13 protein-coding genes are annotated in these 15,672 nt (G+C 37.3%); 11 read left to right on the top strand and 2 right to left on the bottom strand.

Features of this window, described 5'->3' with window-relative positions:
* Positions 1–2: 2 nt before the first annotated feature.
* The 10 genes from JMN12_RS06365 to JMN12_RS06325 all read left to right on the top strand — a co-directional run bounded on the left by JMN12_RS06365 (position 3) and on the right by JMN12_RS06325 (position 10,327).
* Entirely contained in the window at positions 3–1,037 is a 1,035-nt protein-coding gene (locus tag JMN12_RS06365; RefSeq protein ID WP_203138097.1) for a glycosyltransferase family 4 protein, read from the top strand.
* Positions 1,034–2,149 carry a glycosyltransferase gene (locus JMN12_RS06360; RefSeq protein WP_203138094.1) on the top strand — a complete coding sequence of 372 codons (1,116 nt, stop codon included), beginning with the start codon at positions 1,034–1,036 and terminating at the stop codon, positions 2,147–2,149. The genes JMN12_RS06365 and JMN12_RS06360 overlap by 4 nt, the downstream gene beginning before the upstream one ends.
* 308 nt (positions 2,150–2,457) lie before the next feature.
* A complete protein-coding gene (locus JMN12_RS06355; RefSeq protein WP_203138093.1) occupies positions 2,458–3,159 on the top strand; it encodes a glycosyltransferase in 702 nt (233 codons plus the stop codon).
* Positions 3,156–4,262: a glycoside hydrolase family 99-like domain-containing protein gene (locus JMN12_RS06350; protein WP_203138092.1), complete on the top strand. Its 1,107-nt coding sequence runs from the start codon at positions 3,156–3,158 to the stop codon at positions 4,260–4,262. The genes JMN12_RS06355 and JMN12_RS06350 overlap by 4 nt, the downstream gene beginning before the upstream one ends.
* Positions 4,259–5,092 carry a glycosyltransferase family 2 protein gene (locus JMN12_RS06345; protein ID WP_203138091.1) on the top strand — a complete coding sequence of 278 codons (834 nt, stop codon included), beginning with the start codon at positions 4,259–4,261 and terminating at the stop codon, positions 5,090–5,092. The genes JMN12_RS06350 and JMN12_RS06345 overlap by 4 nt, the downstream gene beginning before the upstream one ends.
* A gap of 9 nt (positions 5,093–5,101) precedes the next feature.
* A complete protein-coding gene (locus JMN12_RS06340) occupies positions 5,102–6,415 on the top strand; it encodes an acyltransferase family protein (RefSeq protein ID WP_238423833.1) in 1,314 nt (437 codons plus the stop codon).
* Positions 6,372–6,989: an SGNH hydrolase domain-containing protein gene (locus JMN12_RS15225; protein ID WP_317193616.1), complete on the top strand. Its 618-nt coding sequence runs from the start codon at positions 6,372–6,374 to the stop codon at positions 6,987–6,989. Before JMN12_RS06340 ends, JMN12_RS15225 begins: the two co-directional genes overlap by 44 nt.
* 308 nt (positions 6,990–7,297) lie before the next feature.
* On the top strand, positions 7,298–8,455 hold the full coding sequence (gmd, locus tag JMN12_RS06335; protein ID WP_203138090.1) for a GDP-mannose 4,6-dehydratase: 1,158 nt from the start codon (positions 7,298–7,300) through the stop codon (positions 8,453–8,455).
* A 2-nt stretch (positions 8,456–8,457) separates the two neighbouring features.
* On the top strand, positions 8,458–9,528 hold the full coding sequence (locus JMN12_RS06330) for a GDP-L-fucose synthase family protein (RefSeq protein ID WP_203138085.1): 1,071 nt from the start codon (positions 8,458–8,460) through the stop codon (positions 9,526–9,528).
* Positions 9,529–9,763: 235 nt separating this feature from the next.
* The gene (locus JMN12_RS06325; protein ID WP_088593479.1) at positions 9,764–10,327 is read left to right on the top strand and encodes a hypothetical protein; all 564 of its coding nucleotides are present in this window, start codon (positions 9,764–9,766) and stop codon (positions 10,325–10,327) included.
* Between the two features lie 929 nt (positions 10,328–11,256).
* On the opposite strand, the gene JMN12_RS06320 is transcribed toward JMN12_RS06325, so the two are convergent.
* On the bottom strand, positions 11,257–12,339 hold the full coding sequence (locus JMN12_RS06320) for an OmpA family protein (RefSeq protein ID WP_203138083.1): 1,083 nt from the start codon (positions 12,337–12,339) through the stop codon (positions 11,257–11,259).
* Positions 12,340–12,465: 126 nt separating this feature from the next.
* Positions 12,466–13,863, bottom strand: a complete 1,398-nt coding sequence (locus JMN12_RS06315) for a leucine-rich repeat protein (RefSeq protein ID WP_203138081.1) — start codon at positions 13,861–13,863, stop codon at positions 12,466–12,468.
* 444 nt (positions 13,864–14,307) lie between these two features.
* Between JMN12_RS06315 and JMN12_RS06310 the strand changes: the two genes are divergently transcribed.
* The gene (locus JMN12_RS06310) at positions 14,308–15,513 is read left to right on the top strand and encodes a hypothetical protein (RefSeq protein ID WP_203138079.1); all 1,206 of its coding nucleotides are present in this window, start codon (positions 14,308–14,310) and stop codon (positions 15,511–15,513) included.
* Positions 15,514–15,672: the final 159 nt, after the last annotated feature.

Genomic DNA, 15,672 nt, shown 5'->3' with positions numbered 1-15,672 from the left:
ATATGAAAATAGCTATCGATTGTAGAATGTATAATAGTTCAGGTATTGGAACTTATTTACAAGGTATTCTTCCTTATCTATTGGCTGAGCAGAAGAATAATTACCTATTGTTAGGAAATTTTAATATACTATCTAAATATAAAGCAAAGAATGTAGAAATTCAAGAAGTAAATATACCTATATTTTCAGTAAAAGAATTATTTTGCTTCCCTTGTGCAAAAATCAACTCTTACGACGTATTTTTAACCCCTAATTTTAATATCCCAATAGGAATAAAAATACCTATTTATGCTTTTATCCACGATGTTGTTTTCTTAGACATCAAAGAACTTACTTCAAAAATAGGTTACTATATAAGGAAATTTTATTTAAATAGAGCTGTTAAAATAACTAAAAAAATATTTACTGTTTCAGAATTCTCTAAAAAAAGAATTTCATTCCATTTCAAAAAAGCAAAAGATATTGTTGTAGCTCCTTGTGCTATTAAAAATGAGCTCATAAATTATTTCCCACAAAAAGTTTCTAATTCCAAAGAATTTATTATCTTTGTAGGCAATATCAAACCTCACAAGGGCTTAGAAACCTTAGTGAAAGGATGGAGATACGCAAGAAAAAAAGGATTTGATAAACAATTGGTAATTGTAGGCGAAAAAGAAGGATTTAAAACCAAACTCTCTAATGAAGAGTTCCTTAAAGATCAAAATATTATTTTTACAGGTAGAATATCCGATGAGGAACTCTATAACTATATGAATGAGGCTTCTATGCTAGTGCAACCATCAATTTATGAAGGTTTTGGGCTTCCTCCCTTAGAAGCTCTTTATTTAGGAACAACTTGTTTATTGTCTGATATTGAGGTTTTTAAAGAAATTTATACCGAATTCCAAAATTGCTATTTTTTTAATAAAGAAAGTCCAGAAGATTTAGCAAAAAAATTATTGTCCTTATCTCCTCAAAAAATAGAACAAAAAAATTTTATAAACAATCATTTTCATTTTAAAAAAACTACTCAAATCATTTTAGAAAATATAGTATGAAAATATTGCAAATAGGAAAATTCTATCTTCCTCATTCAGGAGGTGTAGAAAAAGTTCATTTTGATCTTGTTGAAGGACTAAATGAAAAAGGTATTCAAACAGATGTTTTATGTGCTAATCATTTAAAAGGAAATTCTTTTTTTGATGAACACTATAAAATATTTGCAGCTCATACTATAAAAGTATTAGCTTCTACCCCTTTGAGTTATAGTATAATTCCAATTCTCAAAAAAATACAACATAATTATGATATTATACACATCCATTTACCTAATCCAATGGCTAATTTAGCTGTTTTTCTCACCCAACCTAAAGCTAAAATTATACTACATTGGCATAGTGATATCATACGACAAAAAAACCTACTTAAACTATACGCCCCCTTACAAACTTGGTTATTAAAAAAAGCAGACAAAATAGTCATTACAACCCCCACTTATGTAGAAGGATCTTCTACCTTAAAAAAATATAAAGATAAAATAACTTGCATTCCTATTGGTATTGACAATAAAGAACTAACAGTAAATGAAACAAAGCTTAATGAGTTAAAAAAAGAATATAAAGAAAAAAAAATAGTATTCTATTTAGGAAGATTAGTTTATTATAAAGGTATTGAATACCTTATCGAAGCTTCAAAATCCTTACCCGATGATACAATTATTTTAATAGCTGGTATAGGAGAACTAAAAGACAAACTTCAAAAACAAATACATTCCTATAATTTGGAAGACAAAGTAAAACTCTTAGGGAAAATCCCTTTTGAAGAGTTAGGTGCTTATTATCAACTTTGTGATATATTTTGCCTCCCCTCTACCGAGCGCTCAGAAGCTTTTGGAGTAGTACAAATCGAAGCTATGGCTTTTGGAAAACCTGTTATTTCTACAAGTATCAAAGGTTCAGGGGTTGATTGGGTAAACCTCAATAATGTATCAGGAATTATTGTGCCCCCTAAAGATGCTAACAAATTAGCAGAAGCTATTATAGAATTGCTTACTGATGAAAAGAAATACCAACAGCTATCAATAGGTGCTAAAAAAAGATATGAAGAAGAGTTTACAAAAGAGAAAATGGTTGAAAAATTTAGAAATTTATATTTAGAAATACTAAAATAGCCCCAGTTCGATATAACAGAACATTATAATTCACCGTCAGGTGAAAATTCGTGTAATTCGTGGGAAATTAAAAATATTTTGCTGATTGTTAAATAATTATTTATGCCGAACTCACGTTAATTAGCCAAAGTTTCACGCTTATATTTGAATTGTGTTATATAGAGGTGTTTCACAAACGCTCACACAAATAGAGCTTTTTTTAAAACACCTTCAAAACTTTTCACTATTCACTTTTCTCTTAAAAAACAACAACGTTTACAATATTTTTTGTATCTTCGCGCTTCAAACACTAAACATTCATCGTCCTGATGCTACTCTCTATCATCATCCCCACATATAATTCGGCTTCACATATAGCCCACTGCCTTTCTCTTATACAGCAACAATTAGGGGAAAATCATCACTGCGAAGTGGTAGTCGTAGATGGTAAATCTACCGATGAAACCCTAACTATTATAGAGAGTTTTACCCAAAAAATTCCTCAATTAAGGTGGATTTCTGAAAAAGACAAAGGAATTTACGATGCAATGAACAAGGGGATTGCACTCGCTCAAGGAAAATTTCTCTATTTCTTAGGCGCCGATGATGAAATTACCTTTACTATAAACCAAATAACCCCAATATTGCAAAATGAGAACACCATCTATTACGGCAATGTACTTTTAAAAAACACACAAACACTATACGACGGCGCGTTTACAACCGCCAAACTCATAGAACAAAATATATGTCACCAAGCAATTTTCTATCCTAAGAAAATAGTAGAACAACACCCGTACAATCTAAAATACAAGTTATTAGCCGATTATGAGTTAAACCTAAAACTCTGGTCAAAATACAAATTTGAATATGTAGAACTCACCATAGCCGTATATAGCAACGATGGAATTTCTACCCAAGTGAAAGATGTACAATTTAAAAGTGATTTCCTTTCTATACTCTATAAGTATTTGGGAATAAAATATGTAATAATAAAAATATACAACAAACTTAAAAGAACACTACAATGAAATATATAGCCTTCTATTTCCCTCAGTTTCACTCTATAGAAGAAAACAACCAATGGTGGGGACACCAATTTACCGATTGGGAATTGGTACAAGCCGCCCAACAATATACTGAAGAACAACGACAACCCCGAATCCCTTTAAACAACAACTACTACAACCTTACTGAAGCTGAGGTAATTGCTTGGCAAACCCAATTGGCAAAAAAATACGGCTTAGCAGGCTTCAATTTCTATCACTATTGGTTTGATGGCAAGCTATTATTAGGCAAGCCTATGGAGTTGTTTTTGGCAAACCATAACAACGACCTCAACTTCTGTATCACTTGGGCAAACGAAACTTGGACAAAACAGTGGATCGGTAGCTCCGAAATACTGATGGAACAAAAACATTTAAATGATAAAGATCTTTGGCAACAACATTTTGATTATTTGTTACCTTTTTTCAAAGACCCTCGTTATATTACCATAGACCAAAAACCTGTCTTTTGTATCTATCGCCCCGAACTCAATAAACATCAAACCCAATGGATGAATTTCTTCAACCAAAAAGCCCGTGAAAATGGTTTTGAAGGTATTTATTTTATCGGAATGAAATCCTATGACCTCGATAGAGAAGACGAAGTGTATAACAGCTTCCAAGCTAAAATGCTCTTTCAACCTCGCTATTTGTTCAACAAAAAGTTTTTCCAACGCAAATCGTGGGTATCTGCAATAGAAAAAAAACTCAGACGTTTGCCTGAAAAAATGCAATTCTGGATAGGCCGACTCAAATTTAAAATGGAAAAAAGCCAAAAAGTAGACTACGTAGCTTTTGGTGAAGCCCTATTAGCCTTAGCACAACAAACCCAAGATAAAACCTATCAATCAATTATTGTAGATTGGGATAACACTCCCCGATACAAAAATCGCTCTAAATTCTTTGTAAACGCTACTCCTGCCAATTTTGAACACTTTTTAAAAGAACTCTCTCTTATCGAAGCTGCCAAAGGAAATGAATTTGTATTCATCAACGCTTGGAATGAATGGTCGGAAGGCGCTTATTTAGAACCTGACACTACTTATGAGTACCAATATTTAGACGTCATTAAAAAATTATCGGAATGAAACTCTCTGCCTCTATAGTGTTATATCAAACCGACCTCACCCCTTTAAAAAAAGCAATCGATAGCTACTTCGCTTGCCAAACCCAGCAGTTACAGCTATTCCTTGTCGACAATTCGCCTACCGATGAGCTCAAAAGCATTGTAACGATGTACCCCGATAAGGAAATACACTATATTTTCAACAACGAGAATATGGGGTACGGCAAAGCTCATAATATTGCTATCAAAAAATCTATGGAGCAAGGGCTGCCCTATCACATAGTCTTAAATCCTGATATTGTCATACAAAAAGGCACCTTAGAAAAACTCACTCATTATATGAATGAGCACCCCGAGGTAGGCAATATAATGCCAAAAATCATCTATCCCAATGGTCAGCTGCAATACCTTTGCAAACTCCTACCTTCCCCTCTCGACCTCATTTTTAGGCGTTTCATCCCTTTCAAAAAGTGGAGAGATAAAAGCAACAAACGTTTTGAGTTACACGCCTTTAGTTATAGCAAAACGATGAACATCCCCATCCTTTCGGGGTGTTTTATGTTCTTGTGCACCGAAGCCCTTGAGAATGTAGGATTATTTGATGAGCACTTTTTTATGTATATGGAAGATTTCGACCTCAACCGTCGTATCCATCGTGCCTACAAAACCATCTTCTTCCCCGAAGCTGTTGTTGTACACGAATATCAAAAAGCATCCTATAAAAATATCAAACTATTGAAAGCCCATATTAAATCCGCTATTTATTACTTCAATAAGTACGGCTGGTTTTTCGATAAGGAAAGAAAGAAAATCAATCGAGAAACCTTAAAACAAATCTTAGAAAAGGACTAAAAACTTACTATGCTGAAAAAGAATACTTATCGCCCCGACATCGATGGACTTCGCGCTTTAGCGGTTTTAGCCGTTGTATTATTTCATTTAAGTCCAACGCTCTTGCCCAATGGCTTTTTGGGGGTAGATATCTTTTTCGTTATTTCAGGTTTTCTCATTACCACTATTCTCTACCGTGAGATGGAGCAAAACAACTTTTCGTTTGCCAATTTCTACAATAGGCGCATCAGGCGAATTCTTCCTGTTTGTTTTGTAGTGATAGTTGTAGGGTTATTGCTCACACGATGGCTCTTCTTAACCAAAGATTTTTATAGCGTTGCCAACAGTGCAGTAGCTTCTGTTTTCTTTCTGTCTAACTTCTATTTTGCAAGAGTAGGAGGCTATTTTGATATTGCTACCGAAGAACGCCCCTTCAATCATATATGGTCACTATCTGTAGAAGAACAATTCTATTTCATTTTTCCTCTATTGTTGTGGTTAGTGTTTAAAAGTAAGTTCCTCAGAAAACATATCATAGCTGTATTACTCTCTACAATGTTTTTCTTGCTATGCCTCTCCTTCTTACCATTAGAGAAAATAGGCATACACTTAGATGCTTACTACCTCCCTCATTTGCGAATGATAGAGTTGCTCACAGGCTCATTGCTGGCTGTAATCTTGTGCTTAAAAGGTAATCATTTGTCAGTGCAAATGTCTAATATATTAGGTAGTAGCACTTTGGTAATAGTAATAGCTTGCTTGTGTATCAAAGGCATTTTTGTTCCTCCTTATTTCCCAGGGGTAACTTCACTCTTGTTGTGTGTCCCTACAGCGCTACTAATTGTAGCTAATGAAAAAGGAAGCTATGTGAAAAAACTATTTTCAATACCACCTATAGTGTGGATAGGAAAACTCTCGTACTCTTTATACTTATGGCACTGGGTTATATTAGCAATGTGTAGGTATTTTTTAGGAGTAGGCGACTTACCTTTTGGGGTCGCTTTAGGGGCTTTTATACTAATGTTCTTACTTTCAATAATCACCTATTATTTTGTAGAACAACCTTTTAGAAAGAAAAAATACACTTTCAAGAAGAGCTTTTTGTATTTATACCTATTGCCTCTTATTGTAGTGATTGCCATTAGTTACAGTCTGTATCAAGCAAAAATTCCCGAGCTTCAAAAAACTTCATCACACTTTCCACCAGTAGTGTGTGAAAAATGTAGTTCCTCAAAAGATACCTTGCAAACATTAGGTGATACGAAAAGCCTTTATCCTAAAAAAATCCTTTTTGTAGGCGATAGCCATACCTCTCATTTCCCCTTTCATAGATATAGTAGGTAAAAAAGAAGGTTGGAAAGCCGATGTCCTATCAGCAGGAGCTTGTCCATCGCTATTAAACACTCAAGGGTGGAAACCTACAGCTGAATGCCAAAAGGCACTCGATTACTTGCAAGAACACTACCTCCAGTACAATGTTATCTTTTTAGTAAACTCATATACTACCGATAGAGAAAATATCCCTGCATATACACAAAAGTTCATCACTACTATACGCACCTTGTTAGCGGCAGGAAAAGACGTTTATGTGCTAAACTCATCAGCTAATTTTGATTATGATGTTCAAAGAAACCAAAAGCTCAAAAAGCAACTAGGAATCCAATACTTTACCTCTCTTAGAGGAGAAAAATACAAGAAAAATTACAAACGTTGGGAAAGATTTGCCTCCACCCTAAAAACCGAATTCCCTACCCTCCATATAATAGACCTTTCTCATTACATCCCTAATGATGGTTGTATAGCAGGAAAACCAATAATGTACGACACCAATCATTTCAATACCTACGGAGCTCAACAAATAGCAGCTCTTTTCATAGCAAATGGAGAAAAACTCCTTAAACTTGAGAGTAGGCGATAAATCATAAACTTTGTCAAAGTCCCAAAACTTTGACAAAGTCTATAAATCTGATAATCAATTACTTTTAGTCACATTGTAGGGGCGTTTTGCAAACGCCCTCTCAAGAAAAACTTTTAGGACAGCCTCAAATTCGTGAGATAATAAAAAATAAAGACTTTTATGCACTCCCAATTTCGTGAAAATTCGTGTAATTCGTGGGCAAGGGCAGTCAATACCTACTAAAAAATATCTACAAAAAGTATCTTTATCTCCAATATTTTTCGTAACTTCGCCCCTTGAACAATCTCCTTTATTACACCAATAATAAAATGACAAAAAAAGCACTCATTACAGGTATCACAGGGCAAGATGGCGCCTATCTCGCCGAATACCTCCTCAAAAAAGGATATGAAGTACACGGTATGAAACGCCGATCATCCCTCTTCAATACCGACCGTATCGACCACCTCTACCAAGACCCTCATTTAGAACACCGCAACCTCATCCTACACTACGGCGACCTTACCGATAGTATGAATATCACACGCCTTGTCCAAGAGGTACAACCCGATGAAATCTACAACCTCGCAGCGATGAGTCACGTGCACGTGAGTTTTCAAACACCCGAATACGTAGGTAACGCCGATGGTCTCGGCACCTTGCGCATCCTTGAAGCTGTACGCCTCTTGGGGCTTACCGAAAAAGCGCGTATCTATCAAGCTTCTACCTCCGAACTCTACGGTTTAGTGCAAGAAGTACCTCAAAGTGAACGCACTCCTTTCTATCCGCGTTCACCTTATGCAGTCGCTAAATTGTATGCCTATTGGATTACTGTGAATTACCGCGAAGCCTATAATATGCACGCCTCTAATGGTATCCTCTTCAACCACGAATCGCCTATACGCGGCGAAACTTTCGTAACCCGCAAAGTAACCCGTGCTCTCAGCAGGGTAGCGTTGGGTATGCAGGATAAGTTCTATATGGGTAACCTCAGCTCTCAACGCGACTGGGGGCACGCCAAAGACTATATCAAGGCGATGTACCTCATCTTGCAACAACCCACCCCCAGCGATTATGTAATTGCTACAGGTATCACTACCGCCATCCGCGATTTTATCACAATGGCTGCCAAAGAAATAGGTCTCACTATCGAATTTAAAGGCGAAGGCGTAAACGAAAAAGGCTATATCACAGCAGTAGATACTTCTGTTTTCAGCGAAAAAGTAGGCGAAAAGTACCTCAGTGCCATACGCGAACGTATTGCCAATAACCCCGAAGTGGTAAATGTAGACCCTCAGTATTTCCGCCCTACCGAAGTAGATTTGCTCATCGGCGACCCTACCAAATCGCAAACCGTTTTAGGTTGGAAACCTGAGTATGACCTTAAAGGACTGATTGAAGATATGATGCGCTCGGATATCAAACTCTTCAAACGCGATGCCTACCTCAAAGAAGGTGGCTTCACTGTAATGAATTACTTTGAATAACAATGAATAAAAACGCTAAAATATATGTTGCAGGACACAAAGGTTTAGTGGGTTCTGCTATTTGGAAGAATCTTTCTCAAAAAGGATATACCAATTTGATAGGCAGAACAAGTGCCGAACTCGACCTACGTGATGCACAAGCCGTCGCTCAATTCTTTAAAAACGAAAAACCCGATTATGTCTTCTTGGCAGCAGCCAAAGTAGGGGGCATTATGGCTAACAACACCTATCGCGCCGATTTTATCTACGAAAACCTGATGATTCAAAACAATGTAATTCATTCGGCTTACGAAAATAAGGTGAAAAAATTGTTGTTCTTGGGGAGTACTTGTATCTACCCTAAGGAAGCACCCCAGCCTATGAAAGAAGACTGTTTGCTCACCTCTCCGTTAGAATATACGAATGAACCCTATGCTATTGCCAAAATTGCGGGCATCAAGCTATGCGAGAGTTACAACCTGCAATACGACACTAATTATATTGCTGTAATGCCCACCAATCTCTATGGGCCTAACGATAATTTTCACCTCGAAAATTCTCACGTATTGCCAGCGATGGTACGCAAAATACACTTAGCAAATGCCTTGCTTAAAAATGATTGGGAAGCAGTAAAAACAGACCTCAACAAGCGTCCGGTAGAAGGAATAAGTGGTAAAAACAACCAAGAAGAAATAAAAACAATCTTATCAAAATATGGTATTACAGCCAAAACAGTTACGCTATGGGGTACGGGCACTCCTTTGCGTGAGTTTTTGTGGAGTGAAGATATGGCCGATGCTTGTGTGTTTCTAATGGAACGCATCAATTTTAAAGATACATATCCTGCTAATGCCAAAGAAGTACGCAACACCCATATCAATATTGGTACGGGTAAGGAACTTTCTATCAAAGAACTCGCCTATATGATAAAAGAAACCATTGGCTATCAAGGAAAAATAGTCTTCGATAGCACTAAACCCGATGGTACAATGCGCAAACTCACCGACCCCAGCAAGTTACACCAACTCGGGTGGCAACACTCTGTTGAACTCCAAGAAGGCATCAAACTGATGTATGAACATTATTTGTTGTAAATCAATCTCATATCTGTACTACTCTGTTACAACCCTGTTACCCCTCGTTACAACTTTTTGCACACTCGCAAAATTCACCGCAATTTTGCACCGTAAAAGTTAGGAAATAAAGTTCAGAAATGAATAGGAAATAGAATAGTGGTCAGCCCCTCTGGACAGGCTGACGTGTCCAGCACTATCCCCTATTCACTATCCCCTAACCCCTAATTATTAACAACTTTAAAATCAAACAAAAATGGCAAAAAGTATTAACAACATCGTAACAGAAGGCCTTTCTGGTCGAATCGGAAAACAAATCGTTTTCAGTCAACGCAATGGTGAAACCATCGTCTCTAAATTCCCAGTGCGTACCAAAAAACCAACCGCTAAACAAATAGCTCAACAAACCAAATTCTCAAGTGCTATCGCCTACGGTAAAAACGCTTTGCAGGACAATTCCCTCAAAGTACTCTATACCACCGAAGCTCAGAAACGAAAAGGCGTATCTGCTTACAACCTCGCTGTCGCCGATTTCCTCAAAGCTCCAGTGATTGAAAACGTAGATGTCTCAGCTTATAAAGGGGCTGCCAGCGGCGAAAAAATAACCATCACCGTCACCGATAATTTTAAGGTAACCACTGTGAAAGTCGCAATTATAAACAGTGATGATACCCCTGTTGAACAAGGCGAAGCAACCCTCTTAGAAGGCAAATGGGTCTATAGCACCACCGCTACTAACGCCGCCCTCTCTGGCGATAAAGTAGTCGTAACGGCTACCGACCGTCCTGGTAACAAAACCGTAAAGGAAACAACCCTCTAATCACAAATCGTTATTATAACAACAATTAGAAAAACAATAGGCTCATCTCCCATCAAAAGATGAGCCTATTATACTTCTGTTTTCCACACCTATAGCTTACACTTTTAATGTGAGTCCAATATAAAAAATAACCTCAGTTCGGAATAATAGAGCATTATAGTTCAGCGTCAGGTGAAAATTCGTGAGATAATAAAAAATAAAGACTTTTATACACTCCCCAATTCGTGAAAATTCGTGTTTCACATACCCAGCTGCGCCAACTCGCTGGCTTTGTGGGAGATTAAAAATATTTCACTGCTTGTTAGATAAATCCTTAAAAAACATCAGTTCGGATATAATTCACCGTCAGGTGAAAATTCGTGAGATAATAAAAAATAAAGACTTTCACACTCCCCAATTCGTGAAAATTCGTGAAATTCGTGGGAGATTTAAAATATTTTACTGCTTGTTAGATAAATTCTTAAAAAATCTCAGTTCGGAATAATAGAGCATTATAATTCACCGTCAGGTGAAAATTCGTGAGATAATGTAAAGTAAAGAGTCCTTTATAGTCCTTATTTTGTGAAAATTCGTGAAATTCGTGGGAGATTAAAAATATTTCACTGCTTCTTAAATATCGAACTTTTTACAAAAAAAAGACTCAGCAATTCCCATCGCCGAGCCTTTCAATTATTGTATAATTAAAATGAGATTTTGTGGTGAATAAGCCACCTATGAAAAAAACTTTTCAGCCAACTGTCAATTGCCAATTGTTAATTGTCAATTGTTAATTGTCAATTGTTAATTAAAAAAAGCCCTCCCATAGTTCTCCAAAAAGCAAATATAATTACCTTATTAAAAAACATTTATGATGATTGCATTGTGAAGAACCCTCTAATTTTAACAAGTATTCAAAAAAAGAGAATATGGAAGGTACTTTTCATCACTAACTATTGTTGTTCTTTGATAACATTGATTTCTACACGTCGGTTAATCTCTTTACCGCGTTCAGTATCGTTGCTCTCAATAGGGCGAGTTTGCCCATAACCTTTAGCCTCGAGGCGTTTTTTGCTCACACCGTGGCGTGAAAGGTATTGCTTGATAGCATCAGCGCGATCTTGTGAGAGTTTGAGGTTGTGCTCAGGAGTACCTGTGTTATCAGTATGCCCTTCTACTACGAAGTTGAAATCGGGGTTTTCGTTCATAATCACCGCAATATTGTCCAAGATAAACTCAGCTTGTGGTTTTACTACCGATTTATCGGTGTCAAACAAGATAGTCTTTGCATAAAGGTTTATCTGTTTTACCACGCGTTTGGTACGCTCTTCGCGTTCTTCAGGAGTTTCTACACGAGTAATCGCTTTGTTTGCCGATACGCGTTTGCGGTCTTTTTTCTCTTTTACTTTAGGTTCCTTGGTGCGTTCTACGTGGTCTACGATAGGGTTTTCGCGAGCGGTAAGAGGCAATTTAAGCACTACACCAGCGCCCCATTGGTAGTAGTCGTGACCAGTGCCACCCCCTACGTTGTAGGCAGTGTTCACATTGGCGCCCACTACATCTGTAAACCAGAAGTTCACCCCAAGACCCGCGATAAACTTAAATTTGCTTTCGCTATCTACTGAAGCAACGCCCACACCCACTTGTGGATAAGGGTCGAGCCAAGGAAGCGCATCCCATAAACGGTTGAGGTGATAACGACCGCGTACGTCAAACGCCCAGTAAGTTTTGGCGTTTTCGAGTTTAGTTTCCTCTACATCAGGGAAGTAATTTTGGTCTTTCTTAATGCTAGCGTATGCAAAACCCGCTTCGGCAGTAATACCTTTTTTGATGTAGCGAGCGGCGTTGAGGCGGAAGCCGATATTCATATCGGGATACCCAAACCAGTCTTTCATTACGCTTCTTTCGGGCACCTTAAAGTCTACAGTGCTCACGCCCGCCCCTACGAGCCAAGGGCGATAGTTATCTTGTGCTGTTACAGCACTCGCACTGAGCGCTGTAATGGCAGCAATGGTATATATTTTAATTTTGTTCATTTCTTGTGATTTTTTTAATTGTTTTTATTCTCAAAGGTTTTTTTCTGAGTTCCTCAGGGTTTCTCAGAGTTTTTCCAAGATTCTCAGAGTTTTTCCGAGATTCTCAGAGTTCCTTAAAAACAGCTATTAATAGCCTCTTATTCTATCTCCAAAACTGGTTGCTATCCAAGTTTGGCGTATCTTCCAGTCTCCCACAGCTGCTGTTGGCACATACAAGGTCGCATTATTTGTATTACCAATAGGACTTTGTGCATAAGCATACGTCCCAAAATTATTTCCATACCTAAGAGTACCTGATGCAACAGTCAATTGGCTGGGGGTTGTTACTCCTATACGCAATTCTCTCAATGAATTTTCAGTAAACAACAAAGCCCAAGCTCCTATTTTAGTAAGTTTAGACCCTATAATGATATGGGTAGTAGTAGAAGGAAATACTTGTCCTATGTGTAAATCACTTATATATCCCGAACCATGGTAGCTTTCATATGAATCATACGCCAATTCTTTTAATTCTGGTAGATTAAATTTGCTTACTTTAGTACCTCTAAAAGCTGAACTTCCTATTTTCTCTACTTTATTAGCAATCACAGTTTCTAAGTTTTGTGAGCCGTAGAAAGCTTTAGAACTTACCTGTGTTACATTATTTAGGTCTATTTTGGTAATTTTAGCATTACCATACAGATAATTATCATTTTGAACTTGTGAAATATTTGCGGTAAAACCTCCTTCAGTGATTGTAGTTGCTTTATAAGGCACTTTAGGAGGCACTGTAAGCATATCAAAACTGCGTTTGGTAACATAAGTAGCATTAGAAAGTCCAGTTACAGTGGTACCGTTTATAGCCCAGAACTTGGTTACTTTTTTAATGACCACAGTTTTATCTTCTTCACCTGCTTTGGTAAATTTGAAAGTAAGTGGCGTACTTTCATCGTAGTGGTTTGTAGCTTTCACCTTCACTTTGTTGCCAGAGCCTGTGATCGTTACACGGGTATCAAACACAGCGGCAGGAGCCTTACTACTCGCTTGATACTCATAACCCACAGGGGCTTCAACTTCTACTTCATCTTTAGAGTTTGCCTCAGTAAGGTCGCCATCTATATTTTCGATAGTGAGGGTGTTACCTCTCCATCCGCGATCTCTTTCTACAATCACAACCGTAAGGGTAGCTGTTTTAGCTGCATTAGTAGCTGGGTCGGTATCCGTAATGCGGATATCGTGACTACCGCTCTCATTGTCATAGGCGTGAATTACCAAATGAGGTTGAGGATCGGTGTATTTAGTTACAGTTAAAGCTGTAGAAGGGCTTTCGAAATTAAAATTATTGGTAGCACCATCAATGGTTACAGAACGGGTGGAACCTTCTTCTATATGAATGGTGTGAGTTCTACCATTTCTAAAATAGAAGCTGTTTTCAGTACTTGGGCGTGGTTTTTCACCTACCCCGTCATCGGCATCCGATTTACAGCCTACGTAGGCAAGGCTTAAAGATACAAATGCCATTAAAGCAAAAATTCTTTTTCTCATATTATTTCTTTTTATTAAATTACGCACTATGCGTGGGTTATTTATCTGGTGCAAAGGTACAAACGGGAAAATAAACCCTCCAAATTAATTTAAGATATGTTAACTTTATCACATCATTGAAGTAGTGAAATAGTAGTGTTTTTAACAATTTTAACAATTCACAGCTGCTTTTTAATACTATTTTAACAGATTGCAAGCTTAAAAATAGCCAATTATAACTTATACGCGTAAAAAGTATTCATTTACACACTTTTATAACTCACTATAAATAAAACTCTTACAAAAATGTGACGTACTAATGACGTAGTACCTTAACAAATTCAAAATAATAGAAATGGGTAAAATGGTTACATAAAAATCAGTAAAATTACCTTTATTGAAGAACCAATTCTTGCTATTTTGCAAACTATTTTTTACCTTTGTAACCTGAAATTTAGTATTGATATGAACACCCCTCCTTATAAAAAAGCACTAAAATACCTCATTATCATCATCAGCGTGATGGTGGTATGCGTAGCTGTTGCGTTCTGGATAAAAAGTGAGTTTGATACATTTGTTGCGGTCGTTTGTGCTGTATTGTGCAGTGTTGCACTCTCATTCTTATTTCTTTTTTACTACAGCTTTTACTACCGTTGGGCGCGCCAATGGCTCTTAGCAGGCATACTGGTAGGGCTCGTTTTATTTTTGTTATTGGCACTTCAAAACGAATTAGAAAACGTCTATTCTGTTATGATGACTCCTAAAAAGTACGACAACTACCTCTCACTACAAACTCATACGCCCTACCGCAAAAACGGCAAAACACTATCCCTGCTCTCCCCTAATCCCGATAAGAACTTGGAATACAACTTCCTCTTTCTAAACGAACACGCCCAGTTGGTATTGATGCAAAACGTCTATTACCCTCATTTCTACAAGTTTAACCGTCAAGGAATACTCATCGATAGCCTGCAACTAACGAACCAATGCGATTTTGAATACGCTTTCTTGGGTAGCCATTATGTGAATCTCAACGATAACCAAAGCCTCTCGTGGGCAATCGATGGCGATACACAACTCAAACCCATAACTATAGTAAACCATTCACCACAGTGGACAGATAAACAGCGGAGAACCTTCTTCAACGAAGTGCAAAATACCGCCGATTACTACTATATTTATGAGATTCGCAGTCAGGAATCCGACCAAAGTGATGAGCTAAACACCTCAAAATCTAAAGAAAAAGTATTCTTCTACAGAAATGAACGATGGCAGTATTTTTACCTGTCACCCAACGAGTATACCTATCAAAAAATACCTGAAAACGAACGTTCTAAAGGTGAAAACAACCCGCTTATCGGTGACTTTAGCGCGCGATTTACCAAAGAAACAACCTGCAAGCATCACAGCATACATCCACTTTATGTAACTGAAAATAACCGAGGTTTATACATAGATTTAGTAGCAAAAGGAGTGGTTTTTCACCTCCTCATTTCGCGCAATAACCCTATGTTTGGCTCGATTGACTACCAGCCATTGTACTGTTTAAAAAACGGAGATGAACATTTGGAAACCTATCAAGATTTAATGTTCTACAGCAATACCCAGCTACTCTATCAATTGTTTTACAACAGCCAAGAAGTGTATATAATTAGAGAATTAGCAAATTAGTAAATTAGTAAATTAGCAATGCCCGTACGGCTCGCACAAATCGCTTTTGCATCATAAACTTTGTCAAAGTCCCAAAACTTTGACAAAGTCTATAAATCTGATTATCAATTACTTTTAGAGTATGTTATGTAGGAAAGCCAGCGATAGCTGGGTATGTGC

Source organism: Capnocytophaga genosp. AHN8471, from assembly GCF_016806945.1.
In the GTDB taxonomy this organism is placed as follows: domain Bacteria; phylum Bacteroidota; class Bacteroidia; order Flavobacteriales; family Flavobacteriaceae; genus Capnocytophaga; species Capnocytophaga periodontitidis.
The sequence above is the reverse complement of the archived record's forward strand: the minus strand, read 5'-3'. Positions and strand labels throughout refer to the sequence as shown.

Bases quoted from the DNA above. Each gene is read 5' to 3' on its own strand.
- JMN12_RS06350 (WP_203138092.1), top strand. From the start codon at position 3,156: ATGAAATATATAGCCTTCTATTTCCCTCAGTTTCACTCTATAGAAGAA.
- gmd (WP_203138090.1), top strand. From the start codon at position 7,298: ATGACAAAAAAAGCACTCATTACAGGTATCACAGGGCAAGATGGCGCC.
- JMN12_RS06355 (WP_203138093.1), top strand. From the start codon at position 2,458: ATGCTACTCTCTATCATCATCCCCACATATAATTCGGCTTCACATATA.
- JMN12_RS06330 (WP_203138085.1), top strand. From the start codon at position 8,458: ATGAATAAAAACGCTAAAATATATGTTGCAGGACACAAAGGTTTAGTG.
- JMN12_RS06310 (WP_203138079.1), top strand. From the start codon at position 14,308: ATGAACACCCCTCCTTATAAAAAAGCACTAAAATACCTCATTATCATC.
- JMN12_RS06360 (WP_203138094.1), top strand. From the start codon at position 1,034: ATGAAAATATTGCAAATAGGAAAATTCTATCTTCCTCATTCAGGAGGT.
- JMN12_RS06320 (WP_203138083.1), bottom strand. From the start codon at position 12,339: ATGAACAAAATTAAAATATATACCATTGCTGCCATTACAGCGCTCAGT.
- JMN12_RS06340 (WP_238423833.1), top strand. From the start codon at position 5,102: ATGCTGAAAAAGAATACTTATCGCCCCGACATCGATGGACTTCGCGCT.
- JMN12_RS06325 (WP_088593479.1), top strand. From the start codon at position 9,764: ATGGCAAAAAGTATTAACAACATCGTAACAGAAGGCCTTTCTGGTCGA.
- JMN12_RS06315 (WP_203138081.1), bottom strand. From the start codon at position 13,863: ATGAGAAAAAGAATTTTTGCTTTAATGGCATTTGTATCTTTAAGCCTT.
- JMN12_RS06365 (WP_203138097.1), top strand. From the start codon at position 3: ATGAAAATAGCTATCGATTGTAGAATGTATAATAGTTCAGGTATTGGA.
- JMN12_RS06345 (WP_203138091.1), top strand. From the start codon at position 4,259: ATGAAACTCTCTGCCTCTATAGTGTTATATCAAACCGACCTCACCCCT.